Here is a 16,512-nt window from a genome sequence, read left to right on the forward strand (position 1 = left end):
GCTAGCAGAAGAGCCCGTCGCGGCAGCCGGTGATCTGGCCGATGACCGGCAGGACGAGGTCGGGTTTCGGTTTTCCCTCCGCCTGGCCGAAGTTGCGCCACTGGCCGTAGTCCATGGCGTACTTGATCGTGCCGGGGATGTTGAACGCGGCGTTGTCCGCGGCGTTCCAGGCCAGCGAGGTGACGAAGGTGGACACCCGGTAGATGCCACCGCGGACCGGGTCCAGCGGCGGGAGCGTGGGGAACTCCTTGTTCAGCTTGTCCGTCGCCTGGCTCTGGTCGTGCCACGCCTTCTCGACCGAGACGATCGCGTTGGTCACCGGGAAGGACTTGACCTTGAGCGCGTACTTCAGCACGTTCTCGGCCACGTACTCGAACTTCGTCTCGGTGACCTTGCGGGTGACCGCCTTGAGCCAGGACACGAAACCGCTCTCGTCCTTGCAGCTGCCGCCGCCGGAGCCGCCGCCCTTCCCGCCGGAGTCGGACTTCTTGCACTCGAGACCGGTGATGTCGCGGTTGTTGACCGGGTTGTTGGCGGCGTAGGCGTAGCGGTTGAGCCCGATGGTGGCCTCGCCGTCGATGATGCTGTCCGGCGAGAGGAAGCGGCCCAGTTCCGGGTCGTAGTAGCGGGCGTGCAGGAAGAGCAGGCCGGTCGAATCGTGGCGCTGCCCGGCGAACCCGCGGGGTTCGCGGGCCAGCGGGCCGCCGGAGAACAGCACCTCGCCGTAGGGCCGGTACCGCTTGCGGTGCACCTCGGCGCCGGTGGCGTCGGTCAGCGCCTGGACCGAGCCGAGGTGGTCGGTGTGCACCCACAGCCGGGTGGGGCCGTCGGCGCGGGCGACCAGCGTGCCGGCGATCGAGATGTACTTGGTCGCCGCGCCGCCGGGGGTGGTCTCGAAGTCGTCGCCGACGTAGTGGCGGGTCACCGCGCCGTCGACCTGCTGGACGCGTTCCCCGTCGGCGTCGTAGGCGAAGGCCGTGGTGTGCCCGGCCTTGGTGACCGAGGCCAGCCGGTTGTCGCCGTCCCAGGTCATCGTGCGGCCCGCGCCGGTGGTCATCAGGCCCGCCGCGTCGTAGGTGTAGGCGTGCGGGCCCGCGGTGGCCACGGCGTGCGGCCGGGTCCCGTCCGGGGTGTAGCCGCCGAGCCGGGAGTTCGAGGTGGGGTTGCCGATCGCGTCGTAGGTGAGGGTCTGGTCGAGCGCCGGGTTCGCCGCGCTGGTGGCGGTGAGGAGCTGGTCGGCGTCGTCGTAGGTGTAGTTCCACGCCTCGTCCGGCAGCGGGCTGCCGATCGCGGTGATCAGGCCCTTGGCGTTGCGCGTGTACCCGCTGTCCTGCACGGTGGCCGTGCCGCGCACGGTCGAGACGCCGGTGAGCCAGCCGCGCGCCGGGTCGTGCGGGCGGGTGGTCACGGTGCCGTTGGTGTTCTCGATCCGGGTGAGCTTGCCGTCGGCGGTGTAGCGGGCGGCGGTGACGTAGCCGGGGATGGACCGCAGCCGCCCGGCCGCGTCGTACCGCAGCGGGTCCGCCGCGGTGCCCTGCGTGTCGCCGTCCGGGTAGGTCGTCCACAACGGACGGTCACCGGCGTCGAAGCCGTACTGGAACGCGTAGGTGGCGCCGCCGGTGGTGCGGACGGTCCGCACCACGCGCCCGAGCGCGTCGTGGTCGGTGGTCCGGCTGCCCGCCGGGTCCGTGGTGGTGGTGACCTTGCCGGTGTTGAAGAACCCGGCACGGGGCTCGTCGTGGACCCAGGTGGCGGTGCTCGCCTCCGGGGTGCCCGCGCGGCTGGTCTTGCCGGTCCTGCGGTCCAGCGCGTCGTAGGCGAACTCCGTGCGCTGGCCCTTGGCGTCGGTCTGCGCGGTCTGCCGTCCGGCGGGGTCGTACTCGTAGCTCCAGGCACCCGAGTCGGGGTCGGTCATGCGGATCCGGCGGCCGAGGGAATCACTGGTGTAGCTGATGGTGTTGCCGTGCGGATCGGTCGAGCGTTCGAGGTTGCCGCGCGGGTCGTAGGCGTAGACGGCGGTGCCGGCGGCCTCTTCGCGGGCCACCCGCCGGTTCTGCGCGTCGAACCGGTCGGTGTGGGCGTGGCCGAGTTCGTCCGTGCTGGTCACCGACCACAGGCCGTAGCTCCTGGCCTGGTGCGCGCCGTCCGGGAAGGTGGTCCGGGTGAGCCGGTCGAGGGCGTCGTAGCCGTAGGTGGTCGGCTGGGGCGGGTCGCCCCAGTAGTAGGCGGCGGTCTTCGACGCGATCTGGCCACGCGCGGTGTAGCCGGTGTCGGTGTGGATGTCGCCGCTGCCGCCCGGCCCCTTGCCGACGGTCCGCCAGGCGCGCTGGTGCCCGTCCAGGTACCGCTTGGTCCACAGTGGATCGGCGGTGCCGTCCGCCGAGGGCCGTTCGACGAGTTCGTGCTGCGCGGCGGGATCGCCGAGGCCGATCCGCGCGTGCCGTTCGAAGCGGCCGCCGGGCCCGGCCCGCTCCACCAGCCGGCACAGCGGGTCGTAGGCCAGGGTGGTGACCTGGCCGTTGAGGTCGGTGGTCCTCGTCGGGACCCCGCACACCGGGTCCCACTCCTTGGTCGTGGTCTGGTTCAGCGCGTTGGTCTCGGCGAGGGCGAACCGGTGGTAGTCCGGATCGAAGGTGGTCGTCTTGCGTGCGCCGATCGCGGTGGTCTCGGCGGTGACGTTGCCCCAGCTGTCCCGTTCCTTGCCGGTCACCACGAACGAATCGGGGTCGGAGAGCCAGCGGGCCGTCGCGGTGTCGAGCCCGGCGGACGGGGCCTGGTCCCAGTTCGCCGCGCCGTCGTAGTGCGTCCGGGTTTCGGCCAGCCTGGGCCCGGTGGTGCCGGCGCCCTGGTGCAGGGTCACCGAGGCGGGCTTGCCGACGAGGTAGGCCGCCGTGTTGGGCACGAAGGTGGTCACCGTCGTGCGCTCGTCACCGGGGGAGTCGGCGTCGCCGTGGTCGGTCTCGTGCGTGACTTCACCGTAGTTGTTGTACTGCCAGGTTTTGTGCTTGCGCTTGCAGTCCGCGCCGGGGCAGGCCGGTCCGGTGTGGACCTGCTCCCAGGTGGCGGTGCGCAGCGCCGTTCTCGGCAGTGTCGCGGTGGTGGCGTACTCGTGGACCGTCGAGGTGAGCAGCCCGCCGTCGCCGCCGCGGCGTTCGACGCGTTCGGGTTCGAACAACGCGGGCAGGTCCTGGCGGTACTGGGTTTCGGTGGTCGGGCACGCGGTTTCCCCCGCGATGCAGGGCTGGGTCTCCTTCTGCGAGCGGAACCCGAGCGAACGCCGTTCGGCCAGGTCGTAGCGGCCCTCCGCGTAGCTGTAGCCGGTGGTGGCCGTGGCGCCCCGGCCGTCGCCGGTGGTCACCGCGGTGGCCGTCTGCGTGATCGGCGGGTTGCCGGCGTTCGGCCAGGCGGTGGACGGGGTGTAGGCGACCGAGGTGGTCCCGCCCCATTCGTTCGTGCGCGAGGTCAGCACGTCGGGCACGGCGTTGCCGGGACTCCAGACGCGCCTGCCCTTGTTGAGGCTGAACGGGATCGAGTGCAGCTCCACCACCTCGGGGAGCCCGTCGCCGTTGACGTCCGCGTCGAGGAACTCGGTGCCGCAGTGACCCTTGTCGGAGCAGGTGAAGCTGCCCATCGCGGTGTCGGTCGCGCCGGCGGTGAAGCCGCTGCCGGTGGACAGCCAGATCCGGCGGCGCGAGGACAGGCCGTACGGGGAGACCTCGACCAGGTCCACCCGGTCGTCCCCGTTGACGTCGACGGGCAGGTGCTTGGCCGAGCCGGCCGAGGGCATGGCGGTGTCGGTGGCGGTGAGCGTGTAGCCGTAGCCGGTGGAGAGCCAGACCCGGCGGGTGTAGGTGCTCAGGAAGGGGTACAGCTCGATCATGTCGGCCTTGGTGTCGCCGTTGACGTCGGCCACGTAGTACCGGCTGCCCGCGCCGTCCGCCTTCGGTGTGCTCCAGGAGATGCCCGAATCGGTGGCCCCGGCGGTGAACCCGGTACCGGTGGACAGCCAGATGCGGCGCGCGCCCGACGAGCCGAACACGGGGTAGATCTCGACGAGGTCCGACTTGCCGTCGCCGTTGACGTCGGCGGGGTGGAACTGGCGGTCCGCGGTGTAGGGGATGCCCGTCTCGTGCGAGGCCAGCGTGAAGCCGGTGCCGTCGGACAGCCAGGTGGCGCGGCAGTAGTGCACCGGGAAAAGGCCGCAGGAGTACAGCTCCAGCAGATCGGATTTCCCGTCCCCGTTGACGTCCATCGGCAGGAAGCGCGAGTTGTCGCTCTTGGGCCCGTGGGCCGAGCCGGTCGAGGCGAGGGTGAAGCCGGTGCCGTTGGAGGTCCACACCCGCCTGCCCCAGGCGAAGCCGCTGGGGTAGATCTCGACGACGTCGGTCTTGCCGTCGGCGTTGACGTCCCCGGGCAGGAACCGGGCATCGGTGCTCAGCGCCATGCCGCCCTCCTCGGCGGCCTTGGTGAACCCGGTGCCGTCGGAGATCCAGCTGCGGCGCTGGGAGCCGAAGCCGTACGGGTGGATCTCCAGCATGTCGCCGCGGCCGTCGCCGTTGATGTCCATCGGCAGGTAGCGGCTGCTGGTGGACGACGCCATCGCGGAGTCATGGGCACCGGCGGTGAACACCGGATCGCCAGGGCGGTAGGCCGCGGTGGTGGCGGGCATGGCGGTGCCGCCGGTGACGGTGCCCGAGGCGTCGAGCACGGCGTCCCGGCCGTACTGCCGCACGCCGGTGAGCAGCGAGCGGGCGGTGGCGCCGCTGGCGGTGTAGGCGAGCTGGTAGGCGCGCAGGCGTTGCCCGCCGACGCCCACGTCGATGGTCTTGACCCGGTTGGGCACGGAGAGCAGGCCGCCGTTGCCGGTGGCGCTCTGCTCGACGTCGGGCCGCGGCTCGTAGTGGAACTTCACCGTGGTGCCGTTGTAGGTCACCGAGTCGAGCTGGTCCGCGGCCCAGTGGTAGGCGACGGTGTTGCCGGAGGTGTCGCTGACCTCGGTCAGCCCCCAGCGGAAGGTTTCGGCACCGGCGGTGGCGGTCGGGGCGAAGACGCGCTGGACGCCGTCCTTGCCGGTCACCGTCCAGCGGCTGGCGGCACCGGTCCCGGTCAGCGCGATCCGCAGGTACCGCTCGGTCTTGGTCGAGTGCGTGCCACCGGTGGTGCAGCTGGGGCTCGCGCTACCGGCCGCGCACGGCACCAGTTCGACGCCGTCGACGAGGTAACCGTCCGACGCGTCGTACCTCGGCGCGCCCCGGCCGGCCCCCGCCCGCTCGACCCGGCTGACCCCGACCAGGTCCCAGCCCACCCCGAACGCCCCGTTCCCGGCACCCGATTCGTAGGACAGCGACAGGCGCGGCGTGATCTCCCGGAACTCGGGCACGGCGATCTCGATCTCGTCGCTGAAGGAGCCCCGGCCGTCCACACTCCACGACTTGGGTGGCGCCTCGGGGATCTCCGGACCGGTCGGCTTCGGCGTCTCGGCGGCCGCCTGCTGCTTCGGCGGTTTGGGCGGGTCTCCCGCCCGCGGTGCGGCCTCGACCGCCGTGGCGGTGCTGAGCAGGATCAATCCGGCCAACCCCAGCCCGCGCAGCGCGCGGCGACCTCTACCCGCCGTCATCGACCAGCCACCCCAGTACTCGAAGAATCGACGGCGGAGATCGTAAGCAGAACCCCATTCAGCGGAAAAGACCTGGTGAAGGAGTAACGAAAACCCGGTCGATCAGGTCGGCCGAGTGGGCATAGTGGTGCGCGTGGACTGGAAACCGTGGTTGGCGCGCTGGAGCGAAGAGTGGCTCAGCACCGAGAAGGAACCCGATCCGGCGGTGGCGCGCGAGCGCTGGCTCGGCTTCGAACCGGCGAGCGAGGCGGCGGTCGCCTCGCTCGAGCGGCGTTTGCAGCGACGTCTGCCGCCCTCTTACCGGGAGTTCTTGCTGACCACGGACGGCTGGCGCAACGCGGGTGAGTTCGTCTGGCGGCTGCGTGATACCAGCGACGTCGACCTGCTGCGCGTGCTCGAACCGTTCTGGGAAGAGGCGTGGGAATGGGTTGTCGAGGACACCCCGTTGGACAACTGCTTCACCCGCGGGGTGTTGATTTCCCGGGACGCCGACGCGGGCATTCTTTTCCTCGATCCCGGTGACGTCGATGAGAACGGTGAATGGGCCGCCTACAGCCTGTTTTCCTGGCGCGCCGAACCGCCGGTGCGCTTTGCGTCGTTCACCGCGTTGATGGACGAGCTGTACGCCGAGTTCCACCGGATGCGGCAGCCCGCCGGCGAAACCCGTGACCATTGGGACGCCGAGACCGAGCGGGCGCGGCTGCTCGCGCTGGGCGGTCACGTCGACGAAGCCGAAGCGGTACTGGCGAAAGCCGAGAATTCCGGCCGCACGCGGGCCACGGTGTTGCGGGCGCAATTGCTGCTCATGCTCGATCGCCACTACGAAGCGGGCATGCTCATCGGCAGGCTGCTGCGCCCGGGCTCACCGGATTTCCTGCGCGATCCGCTGTTCACCGAGGAATTCCTGCCGTGGCTGCGGTTCCAGGACGCGTTGCCGCACCACAATTCGATCCTGCGGGCCGCGTTGATCGGGGAGCAGCCGGACCTTCGGCGAGCCCTCGCCGAAGACGAGGCGCGCACGGAACCGCCCACCTTTGGTCCTCCGGAGTTCGATGCCCGCGTCCGGCAAGCTCTGAACGGCGACCCGGCCCGGCTGTGGGCGGCCGTGCACGCCGCTCTCCCGCACTGGCGTCCCCGCACCGACGACCACATCGCCCCGATCGGCCTGCTCGCCCATCCGGTGCTGGCCCGGGCGTTCACCGCGGACCAGGGGAGGGCGCTGCTGTCGCGGGCCCGGTCGTGAGACACCGGTAGAGGAGTGCGTTCGCGAGCACAACCAGACGTCCGAGGGCAGCACCCAGGCACCCTCACGATTGATCGCCGCGGGAAGCCGTATCGCCGGCGCGATCCCACATTTCCCCCAGATCTGCCCAAGGCAGCCGGCGCATCGTGGGCCTGGTTCCGCTGGGCCCGCATCGTCGACCAAGGGGGATCCCATGTCCCGTCATCGCAAAGGTCTGCTCGCAGGCGTACTGACCGCCTTGCTGGCGTCCGCAACAGTCTCGGCGCCCACCGCTTCGGCGGCGACGCCGCCCGCCCAGCCGCAAGCCGCGTGCAGTTGGGAGAACCACTGCTACGCGACACTGCGGTGGTCCCACGGGGATGTCTCCGGAGCGGAGGTGGAGCTGGGCACCTACTCGCTCAGCGTCCCCGGGGCCGGACCTGACTTCGAGACCTCGGAGATGTGGGTCGGCTTCGACGGCTCATCCGTCAGCTGGATCGAAGCGGGCGTTCTGCGCAGCGTGGGCGCGGCCTGCAGCGGAACGCACTGGTTCACCGCCGCCAGCTACCCGAACAGCGGCGGGTTCCAGCTCCGCTGCCTGGGCACGGCCACGCTGAACACCAAGGCGATGGTCCGCCTGCAAGAGGGCTCCGGCTCGTGGAGCTTCCACCTCAACGGGTCCAACGTGAGTACCTGGTCCTCGACCCCGGCGACGACCGCGTGGCTGGACGTCGGTCACGAGTACACCCGCGGCGACGTCAAGTCGAGCATGACCGCGGGCAAGATGAAGTGGCGGCACACGGTCAACAACAACTGGTACACCGGCTGGGACACCCCCAGCTACCCGGCTCCGGCGGCCAACCCCGGCGGGTGGCCGTGTTACACCATGTGGGTCTCCCAGTTCAAGGACATGCGCGCCCGGTGCAACATCGCCGCCGCGAACCAGGACGCGCGGGCAGTCGAGCCGGCTCTGCCGCCGAAGCTGTCGCCGGTGGACGAAGCGCTGCGTGTGGCCAAGACGATGGGTGTGACCGCGCCGAAGGGCGTCCGCGCGGTCGCCGGCGATCGCACCGCGGTCAATGCCCTGTTCAACACCGACATCCGGGGTGGCAGCGACCTCACGGTTGTCCAGATCGACGGTGACTTCCGGGCCGACGGGGTACCGCGGCCCCAGAACGCGGCCGCGCCGACCGGCACCTCGTTGACCGTCGTGCTCGACCAGACCACCGGTGAGGTCCAGATGATTCACCTGTGGCCGTCGGCGTCGCCGGACATCGCCTCCTTCGGCACACCGACCACCATCGCCTGATCACCTGCCAGCACCGGTCCGGCTTCGTAACAGTGTGGCGCCGAAGGGGATTGTTCCCTCGGCGCCACACCCGTGGGCGAGCGCGATCCCTTCTGGATCACGCGGAGTCGAACCGGCTCAGTCGTGGTGACCGAGGGCGTCGAGCGCCGCCCGCAGGATATGGGGTCGCCACTCGCGGCGCCGGTCCGCGCGGGTGGCGCTCTCGGCGGCCGCCTGGAGGCCCGCGGTGGCGGCGATCACGCGCGCCATCCGTTCGTCGTCGAATGCGCTGGGGTCGATTCCGAACGCCTCAGCGAGCGCGACACCGGCTTCGAGCAGTTCGGGATCGAGTTCGGGATCGGAGGACACGCTCGCGCTGAGGAACGCCGCCGTGCCGGGGAGTTCCCAGGTGGTGTCCAGGATCGCCTCGAGGAGCAGCCGGTCCCGTTCGAGTCCGGGGGCGATTCCGGCGGTCGCCGAGAGGAGGCGGGTGCTGCGCCGGAGTGCCTCGGCGACGGCCGCGCGGTAGAGCGTCTCCTTGTTCGAGAAGCGGTGCAGCAGGCCCGCTTTCGAGTACCCCACCTCATCGGCGATCTGCTGCAGCGACGTGTGGCGGAATCCGTGGCGTGCGAAGACCGCCGATGCGCGGTCGACGATCTCGGCGTCGATCTGCTCCTTGGTCAGGCGAGGCATGGGGTCGACACTACCAGGATGGACCGATATGGTCGGAACCGGACCAAATCGGTTCGTAACATCCAGTCCGCCGGGGGACGAGCCATGAAACTGCTTCGCCGACCAGTCGAGATCCTGCGCTCGGATTCCCGCGCGCTGGTCGTCCTCACCGTGCTGATCTTCGGAGCACTGCTGCTCGGCATGGGGACGGGCACGCTGTTCCCCGGTCTCGAGCTGCCCACCCTGGTCTCCGGCGGCGTCTCCGGCGACCTCGTGCACACGATGATCACGAACCCGTGGTTCTTCGGCACCGTGATCCTGCTGATCAACCTGTTCGTGGCCGCTGTCGGCGGCATTCTGCTGCCGTCGCTCATCGTGCCGTTCCTCGGCGTCCCGGCGATCGCGTTGTACATGTTCAACGTGGGCGTCTCGATCGCGCCATCCGGCTCGACGGCGGCGACGGTGCTCATCCCGCACTCCCTGACGCTCATCATCGAGCTCACCGCCTACGTTCTCGTGATGTTCGGGGCATACCAGCTCGGTCGCGGCTGGATCCGTCCCGGCTACCTCGGCGAGAGCAGTCGCCGGCGCGCGTACGTCGCCGGTCTGCGGCGACTCGCGTGGCTCGCGCTGCCGACGATCGTGCTTCTCGTGATCGGCGCGTACTACGAGGCATTCTCGGTCGTCTACCTGCTGCCGGGAATGCTGGGCGGTTGATCTCCCCCGGGCACCCGCGCCCCAGGCTTGACTGTGCCCCAAGGGCATCGTGTCCCATGGCCGAGTCACATTGCGACGTCTGGAGAAGGTAATGCGGAGAGCATGGGTGGCCTCGGCCGCCGTTGTCGTTGCCCTGTCGTCGGTCGTGGTCGCGGCGGCGTCACCGGCGGTGGCGGGCGACGGGCTGAGTTGGGAGCCGTGCGCGGCGGCCGGCGCGCCGGGTCTGGAGTGCTCGACCCTCCAGGTGCCCCTTGACTACCGGCATCCGGAGGGCCGGACGATCGAGATCGCGATCTCCCGGCTGAAGAGCACGAACCCTTCGCAGCGCCGGGGCGTGCTGCTGACGAATCCGGGCGGGCCCGGCGGGCCCGGGCTGGACTACCCGGCCCTGCTCGCGGATCCGGCGGTCCCGCATCCGCTGCCGCAGAGCGTGCGGGACAAGTACGACGTGATCGGCATGGATCCCCGTGGTGTCGGCCGCAGCTCGCCGGTGACGTGCGACGTCACGCCGGAACAGCTCGCGCCTCGCTGGTTGCCGTACCCGGAAAACCCGGGCGAGGTGGGGCGGCACGCCGGTGTGGCGCGGACTGTTTCCCGGCAGTGCGCGACGTCGGAGACGCAGGACCTGTTGCCCCACATCACCACCGCGAACACCGCACGGGACATGGACCGGATCCGGGAAGCGCTGGGGGAACCCCGGATTTCCTATCTCGGTGGGTCCTACGGCAGCTACCTCGGCGCGGTTTACGCGACCTTGTACCCGTCACGCGGCGACCGGATCGTGCTCGACAGCGTGCTGGGCGCCGGCGGTTACGACTACCAGGCGCAGCTCCGGTTCGCCATCGGGTTCGACGATCGGTTCCCGGACTTCGCCAGGTTCGTGGTGGCGAACCCGGAGTACGGGCTGGGCACCACGCCCGCACAGGTTCGAGAAAAGTACCTGGACCTCGCGGCGCGGCTCGACCGCGAGCCGATCGGCGGTGTCGATGGCTCCCTGCTGCGCAATCTGACGCATGAGGCGCTCTACGCCGACGCGCTCTTCCCCAGCCTCGCCGAGAAGATGAAGACACTCGACGCGGGGCAGCCAGTGCAGGTGCCCCCGCCCGCCGGCGACATGGACAACTTCTACGCCTCGCACTTCTATGTACTCTGCGGTGACTCGAACTGGCCGCGCTCGGTTCCGGCCTACCAGCGTGAGGTCGAGGCGCAACGGGCCGAGCATCCGCTGTTCGGTGCGGCCGCGGCCAACGTCAACCCTTGCGCGTTCTGGCAGAAGCCCGTCGAGCCCCCGGTCCGCATCCATGACCGAGGACCGTCCAATGTGCTGCTCGTGCAGAACCTGCGCGACCCGGGTACGCCCCTGGCCGGTGCGCTGGAAATGCGGCGGGCGTTCGGTGACCGGGCCCGGCTGGTCACGGCAGACCAGGGTGGCCACGGTGCCTACGGACTGTTCGCGGAGAACATGTGCGCCAACAACACGGTCACGGCTTTCCTGTCCACCGGCGAGTTTCCGGAACGGGATCGCGCCTGCGCGGCGGAATCGTGATCTCTGCCCGAACCTGAAGGAGCACCATGTCAATCACACTTCCGGCCCTGCACCACATCGGCATCGTGGTGGCCGATGTGGAGGCCGCGGCCCTCGACCACGAGCGCCGGTGGGGCGTCAACGCGGGCCCGATCGTCGATCTCAGCTTCTCCCGGGCCCTGTTGGCCGGAGTGCCCACCGACGTGTCCGCCCGCTATCGGTTCATCGACACCGGTGCCTCACAGATCGAACTCATCGAACCGACCTCCCGGCCTTCGCCCTACGACGAACTGTTGCCGGTCGGCGGCGTCCATCACCTCGCTTACTTCGTCGACCGGATCGATGCCTACCTGGACCACCTGCGCGGGCTGGGGGAGCAGGTCGAGGTGACGTTCGACGCCTCCGTAGCCGATGGGACTCGATTCGTGTACCTGAAGGGACTCGCGCATGAGCCCGCCATCGAGCTCATCGAGACGCGCGCTGCTGGGTGACGAACCCGGCCCAGCTGGATGACCGCGGCCCGGGTGGAAGCCGCCGACCGGCTACCACCCGGGCCGCCAGGTCGCATCAGAACTTCGCGAACAGACCCCAGTTGAAGTACAGCGGCGTGTGGTACACGCAGACCCACTCGGTCCAGTCGCCGTTGGCGAAGCCGGTTCGGCCGGTCAGCTCGCAGTCGTCGATGGTGCTGTAGTAGTTCACGAACTCGTAGTCCGCGGCCTGTGCCGTGGCGGCGTTCACCGCGCCGGCCGAGGCGAAGGCAGCGACGGCCGTGCCGGCGACGGCGAGCCGTCGCAGGGTGTTCTTCATGGTCTCCCCAGTGTCTTGTCGGTTCTTGGCCGGCTGATCAGGCGTCGAAGGGTTTGACGGCCAGGTTCCACGCGCCCATGATCGGCGCGTTGAGAGCGCAGCCCCAGTCCGCCCATTCCCCCTTGACCGCACCCCACCAGCCGGTGTCCCAGCAGTCTTTGTGGCTCGAGTGGATGCTGTGGAACTGCCAGTCCGCGGCCTGTGCCGTGGTGGCGTTCACCGCGCCGGCCGAGGCGAAGGCAACGGCGGCCGTGCCGGCGACGGCGAGCCGTCGCAGGGTGTTCTTCATGGTCTCCCCAGAGTCCTAAGTCGACGGTCTTGAAACGGGACAGCGGGAGGGTATCGGAGCGGGAGCACCTCTGGCGGGGCCAAGGGACGGTTTCACGCTACGACGAATCCGGCGTGTTGCTGTCCGGTCAGCGGGTGTCACAGGTGCGGCGAAACGACGGCCGGGCGCACGGCCGCCGCGGTTCCCGCCGTCGGCACCGGCAGGGGATGGGGCGCGATGTCGAGGTCGCCGCCCGGGAGCAGGCCGTCGACGAGGTAGTCCCGGCCGATCCGCTGGGCCTCCTGGTTGGCCATCGCCGGGTGGCTGCCGAACAGGCAGTGGGTGCCCGCGCCGCGCTCGGTCACCAGCACCGAGCTCGGCAGCTGCCGGTGCATCGCGACGGTGTTCGCATACGGCGTCGCGGAGTCTCCCTCCACACCGAAGAGCAGGATCGGCGGCAGGTTCTTCCCCGAGGGCACGATGCGCTGGTCACGCACCGGCCAGTTCGCGCAGGCGGACGGGATCGACACGTTGTACCAGGCGAAATCGCTGGTCTTGGCCAGCTCGCCGAAGTCGCGCTCGATCTTGGCCCGGTCCGTCGGCGCGTCGGCGTCGACGCAGGCGATCGAGATCATGCCGGCGATGGAGCGCTCGGCGGCCGCGCCACCCGACGGAGTCGCCCAGTCCAGTACGGCGCGATCGTCACCGCGCAGCACGTAGTCGGCCATCGCCTTCGCGAGGGGTTCCCAGTAGAGCTCGTGGGACAGGTTGGCGATGTAGACGTCCATCAGTTCCACCGCGCCGACGTTCTTCGACGGCCCGCGCGGCGCCTCCCGGAAGTCGCCGAGCAGCTTCTTCCAGGCCGCGTGCACCTCGTCGTAGGTCTTGCCGAGGTGGAACACGTGGTCGTACCGGGCGATCCAACTCAGGTAGGCGTGTTCGCGGGCGACTCCCGCGCTGACCTGACCGGTCGAGTTGTGGTACCACATTTCCGGCTCCACCGGGTGCATCGAGCTGTCGAGAACCATCCGGTCCACCCGGTCCGGATAGCGCTCGGCGTACGCGCTGCCGAGATAGGTGCCGTAGGAGTACCCCAGGTAGCTGATCTTCTCCTCGCCGAGCAGCGTGCGCACGTGGTCCATGTCCTGGATCACGTTGCGGCTGCCGGTGTGCTTCAGCTTTTCACCGTTCTTCTCCGCACACGAGCGGGCGAAGGACTTCCAGCGCTCCCAGCTCTTGTCCCGTTCTTCCGGCCGGTCGGGATCGGGCTGCAGCTGGCGCCAGTAGTCCTCGCCGACGCAGCTGAGCGGCTGGCTGTGCCCGGTGCCGCGGGAATCGAGTCCGATGATGTCGTAGGCCTCGAGCACTTCCTTGGGCAGCCGGGTGTAGCCGGTCGCGTCCGGCAGGGACAGCTTGCCCGCCTGCAGCACCGCTGAGCCCGACGGGCCGCCGGGGTTGACGAACAGCACGCCGCGCCGTTTCGCCGGGTTGGTGCTGGCGTGCTTCGAGACGAGCACGTCCATCCGCGCGCCGAACGGCCGCGAGTGGTCGAGCGGGACATTGACCGTCGCGCATTGCAGCGCCGGGTACACCTGGGCGACATCCGCCGGGCAGGCCCCGAAGTCAAGCTGTGGAACGGCGTTGGCCGGTGTGCTGACGGCCGCCGCGGTGCCCGAGGTGAGCAGCGCGGTCAGGCCGATGACGAGGAATCTCCTCATTCGAACCCCCAGTTCGATCGGACCCCGGGGACTGTAGCGACAACACCGGTGGCCCGCCGCCCCGCGACCGCTGTTCCGGTGCGTGACGGCCGGGGTTTCACGTAGCGCTTAAACGAGGGACGGGAGCGGCGATTTCGGCCAAGCTCTCGTTGTCGTCACTACTGGGGGACGACGTGCGCACGAGAAATGAGTCGATCTTGCTCACCAAGTCATGGAGAACCGCGGTCGTCGGGGCCGCGGTCGCGCTCGTCGCGGGACTGTCCGGCCCGGTGGGTGCGGCGGGGGCCGCGCCACCGGAGGACATCCTCGACCAGCTCAAGCGGATCCCGGGTCTGACGGTGCTTTCCGAGGGCACGCCACCGGCCCCGGAGCACCGTTATTTCGTGCTCGGCTACACGCAGCCCGTCGACCACCGCCGGCCGGACGGCGCCACCTTCCAGCAGCGGTTCAGCCTGGTGCACAAATCGGCCGACCGGCCGATGATCCTGCACACCACCGGGTACGGGCTCTACCCGGCCGCGTTCCGCACCGAGACCACCCAGCTCGTGGGCGGCAACCAGATCTCGACCGAGCAGCGGTTCTTCCCGCCGTCCCGGCCGGAGCCGGCGAACTGGGACCAGCTCACCATCTGGCAGGCGGCGACCGATCACCACCGGCTGGTCAGCGCGCTCAAACCGCTCTATGCCGGGAAGTGGCTCTCCAGCGGGGCCAGCAAGGGCGGGATGACCTCGGTCTACCACAGCCGTTTCTACCCGGCTGACGTCGACGGTGTCGTCGCGTACGTGGCGGCGAACGACCGCGACAACGACGAGGACAGCGCCTACGACCGGTTCTTCGCCTCCGTCGGTTCCGAGGCCTGCCGCACCGCGCTCGCCGACCTCCAGGTGGAGGCGTTCCAGCGAAGGCCGGAGATGGTCGCCCTGCTGACGCAGCACGCGGCCAAGTCCGGCTGGACCTATGACAAGATCGTCGGCAGCCTGGACCAGGCGTTCGAAAAGTCGGTGATGATGCTCGGCTGGGCGTTCTGGCAGTTCCGCGGCCAGGGGGAGTGCGCGACGGTGCCGCCGGCCTCCGCCACCACCGAGCAGATCTTCGAGTACATCGACGGCACCGTCGCCTTCGGTTCGTTCAGCGACAACGACCTCGGGCAGATGACGCCGTACTACTTCCACGCGATGACCGAGCTCGGCTGGCCCCAGCCGGAGTTCCCGCACGTGCGCCCGTACCTCAAGTACACGGACTCGTCGTCGGTGCACTCCAACGTCCCGCCGGAGCTGCATCGCCCGCACGACCCGGCTCCGATGCTCGAGGTGGACCGGTGGGTGCGCACCTCAGCGCAGCGGATCATGTTCATCTACGGGGAGAACGACCCCTGGAGCGCCGAGCGGTTCACGCCGAGCCCGCACGACTCGCACCTCTACACCGCGCCCGGTGCCCACCACGGGGCGAAGATCTCCCTGCTGGCCGACGGTGACCGCCTCGCGGCGACCGACATCCTGCGCCGCTGGGCCGACGTCGGGTTCGAGACCGCCGGTCCGCCCCCGGTGATCGACCCGGCCGAGGAGGAGGTCGTCCGGGCGCCGCTGCCGTTCTGATCCTCCCGCACCAGGCGGCCGATATCGATAGACGGAACCTACCGCCGGCGTCCCGGACAAGTCTTGGACGCCCGCGGGAGGCCGCCGTAGTGTCGTTTTTCGACGACTGTGCGGACCGAGGAAATGAGAACGAACCGATGACCAGCCCCGCGAAGACGAGCTGGCCGAGCCTCCGGGTTTCGGACTGGGCCCCCACCCGCGACACGCTGCACATGTGGACCCAGATCGTGGGCAAGATCCGCATGGCCCACACCCCGCTGGTCAACCACTGGTGGCAGGTCACCCTGTACGTCAGCCCGCGCGGGCTGACCACCTCGGCCATCCCGTACCGCGCCGGCGCCTTCGAGATCGAGTTCGACTTCCTCGGCCACCGGCTCGAGGTCCGCAGCAGCGACGGCGGCGTGCGCAGCTTCCCCCTCCAGCCGATGCCGGTCGCCGAGTTCTACCGCCGGATCCTCCACGTGCTCGGCGAACTCGGCATCGAGGCGCCCATCCGGCCCCACCCCAACGAGGTGGACCCGGCCATCCCCTTCGCTGAGGACCACGTCCACGCCTCCTACGACGGCGAGGCGGCCACCCTGTTCTGGCGGCAGTTGCTGCAGGCGAACCGGGTGATCGGCGAGTTCCGCTCGCACTTCGTCGGCAAGGTCAGCCCGGTCCACTTCTTCTGGGGCGCGATGGACCTCGCCTGCACCCGCTTCTCCGGACGACCCGCCCCGCCCCACCCCGGCGGCGCCCCCAACTGCGGCGACTGGGTGATGGTCGAGGGCTACTCCCGCGAGCTGTCCAGCTGCGGGTTCTGGCCCGGCGGCGGTGAGGAAGGCGCCTTCTACGCCTACGCCTACCCCGCCCCCGACGGGTTCGCCGAGCAGCCCGCCGGCCCCGACGGCGCGTTCTACAGCACCGAGTTCCAGCAATTCCTGCTGCCCTACGAGGTCGCCCGCGCCGCACCCGACCCGGACCGCGCGGTCGCCGAGTTCCTCCACGCCACCTACGTCGCCGCCGCGGACCTCGCCCACTGGGACCGCCCCGCACTGGAGGACAACCCCTTCCGGCTGCAGCAAGCGAGCGACTAGGGCG

The 16,512-nt window shown here is 69.8% G+C and carries 12 protein-coding genes; 7 read left to right on the forward strand and 5 right to left on the reverse strand.

The annotated features are described in order from the left end of the window. Position 1: 1 nt before the first annotated feature. Positions 2-5,617 (reverse strand): RHS repeat-associated core domain-containing protein, encoded by a 5,616-nt coding sequence (locus JYK18_RS45220; RefSeq protein ID WP_206810457.1) that lies wholly within the window; start codon positions 5,615-5,617, stop codon positions 2-4. Between the two features lie 133 nt (positions 5,618-5,750). Between JYK18_RS45220 and JYK18_RS45225 the strand changes: the two genes are divergently transcribed. After that, positions 5,751-6,860 carry an SMI1/KNR4 family protein gene (locus JYK18_RS45225; RefSeq protein ID WP_206810459.1) on the forward strand — a complete coding sequence of 370 codons (1,110 nt, stop codon included), beginning with the start codon at positions 5,751-5,753 and terminating at the stop codon, positions 6,858-6,860. Positions 6,861-7,236: 376 nt separating this feature from the next. After that, on the forward strand, positions 7,237-8,148 hold the full coding sequence (locus tag JYK18_RS45230) for a hypothetical protein (RefSeq protein ID WP_206810461.1): 912 nt from the start codon (positions 7,237-7,239) through the stop codon (positions 8,146-8,148). A gap of 117 nt (positions 8,149-8,265) precedes the next feature. Here JYK18_RS45230 and JYK18_RS45235 read toward each other — a convergent pair whose 3' ends face one another. Next, entirely contained in the window at positions 8,266-8,820 is a 555-nt protein-coding gene (locus tag JYK18_RS45235) for a TetR/AcrR family transcriptional regulator (RefSeq protein ID WP_206810462.1), read from the reverse strand. Positions 8,821-8,904: 84 nt separating this feature from the next. On the opposite strand from JYK18_RS45235, the gene JYK18_RS45240 reads away from it, so the two are divergent. From JYK18_RS45240 to JYK18_RS45250, 3 genes are all read left to right on the forward strand, one after another. Next, a complete protein-coding gene (locus JYK18_RS45240) occupies positions 8,905-9,516 on the forward strand; it encodes a stage II sporulation protein M (protein WP_206810463.1) in 612 nt (203 codons plus the stop codon). A gap of 91 nt (positions 9,517-9,607) precedes the next feature. After that, positions 9,608-11,062, forward strand: a complete 1,455-nt coding sequence (locus JYK18_RS45245; RefSeq protein ID WP_206810464.1) for an alpha/beta hydrolase — start codon at positions 9,608-9,610, stop codon at positions 11,060-11,062. Positions 11,063-11,088: 26 nt separating this feature from the next. After that, complete coding sequence (locus JYK18_RS45250; protein ID WP_206810465.1) at positions 11,089-11,532, forward strand: VOC family protein; 444 nt, start codon at positions 11,089-11,091, stop codon at positions 11,530-11,532. A gap of 76 nt (positions 11,533-11,608) precedes the next feature. On the opposite strand, the gene JYK18_RS45255 is transcribed toward JYK18_RS45250, so the two are convergent. The 3 genes from JYK18_RS45255 to JYK18_RS45265 form a co-directional block, all read right to left on the reverse strand. After that, on the reverse strand, positions 11,609-11,851 hold the full coding sequence (locus tag JYK18_RS45255) for a hypothetical protein (protein WP_206810466.1): 243 nt from the start codon (positions 11,849-11,851) through the stop codon (positions 11,609-11,611). A 37-nt stretch (positions 11,852-11,888) separates the two neighbouring features. Beyond that, positions 11,889-12,140: a hypothetical protein gene (locus JYK18_RS45260; protein ID WP_206810467.1), complete on the reverse strand. Its 252-nt coding sequence runs from the start codon at positions 12,138-12,140 to the stop codon at positions 11,889-11,891. A 137-nt stretch (positions 12,141-12,277) separates the two neighbouring features. Beyond that, on the reverse strand, positions 12,278-13,837 hold the full coding sequence (locus tag JYK18_RS45265; RefSeq protein WP_206810468.1) for an alpha/beta hydrolase: 1,560 nt from the start codon (positions 13,835-13,837) through the stop codon (positions 12,278-12,280). 197 nt (positions 13,838-14,034) lie between these two features. On the opposite strand from JYK18_RS45265, the gene JYK18_RS45270 reads away from it, so the two are divergent. Then, a complete protein-coding gene (locus JYK18_RS45270; RefSeq protein WP_206810469.1) occupies positions 14,035-15,432 on the forward strand; it encodes a S28 family serine protease in 1,398 nt (465 codons plus the stop codon). Positions 15,433-15,569: 137 nt separating this feature from the next. After that, positions 15,570-16,508: a DUF5996 family protein gene (locus tag JYK18_RS45275; RefSeq protein ID WP_206810471.1), complete on the forward strand. Its 939-nt coding sequence runs from the start codon at positions 15,570-15,572 to the stop codon at positions 16,506-16,508. Positions 16,509-16,512 lie beyond the last annotated feature (4 nt).

Origin of the sequence: Amycolatopsis sp. 195334CR, assembly GCF_017309385.1 — a bacterium.
Taxonomy (GTDB): Bacteria; Actinomycetota; Actinomycetes; order Mycobacteriales; family Pseudonocardiaceae; genus Amycolatopsis.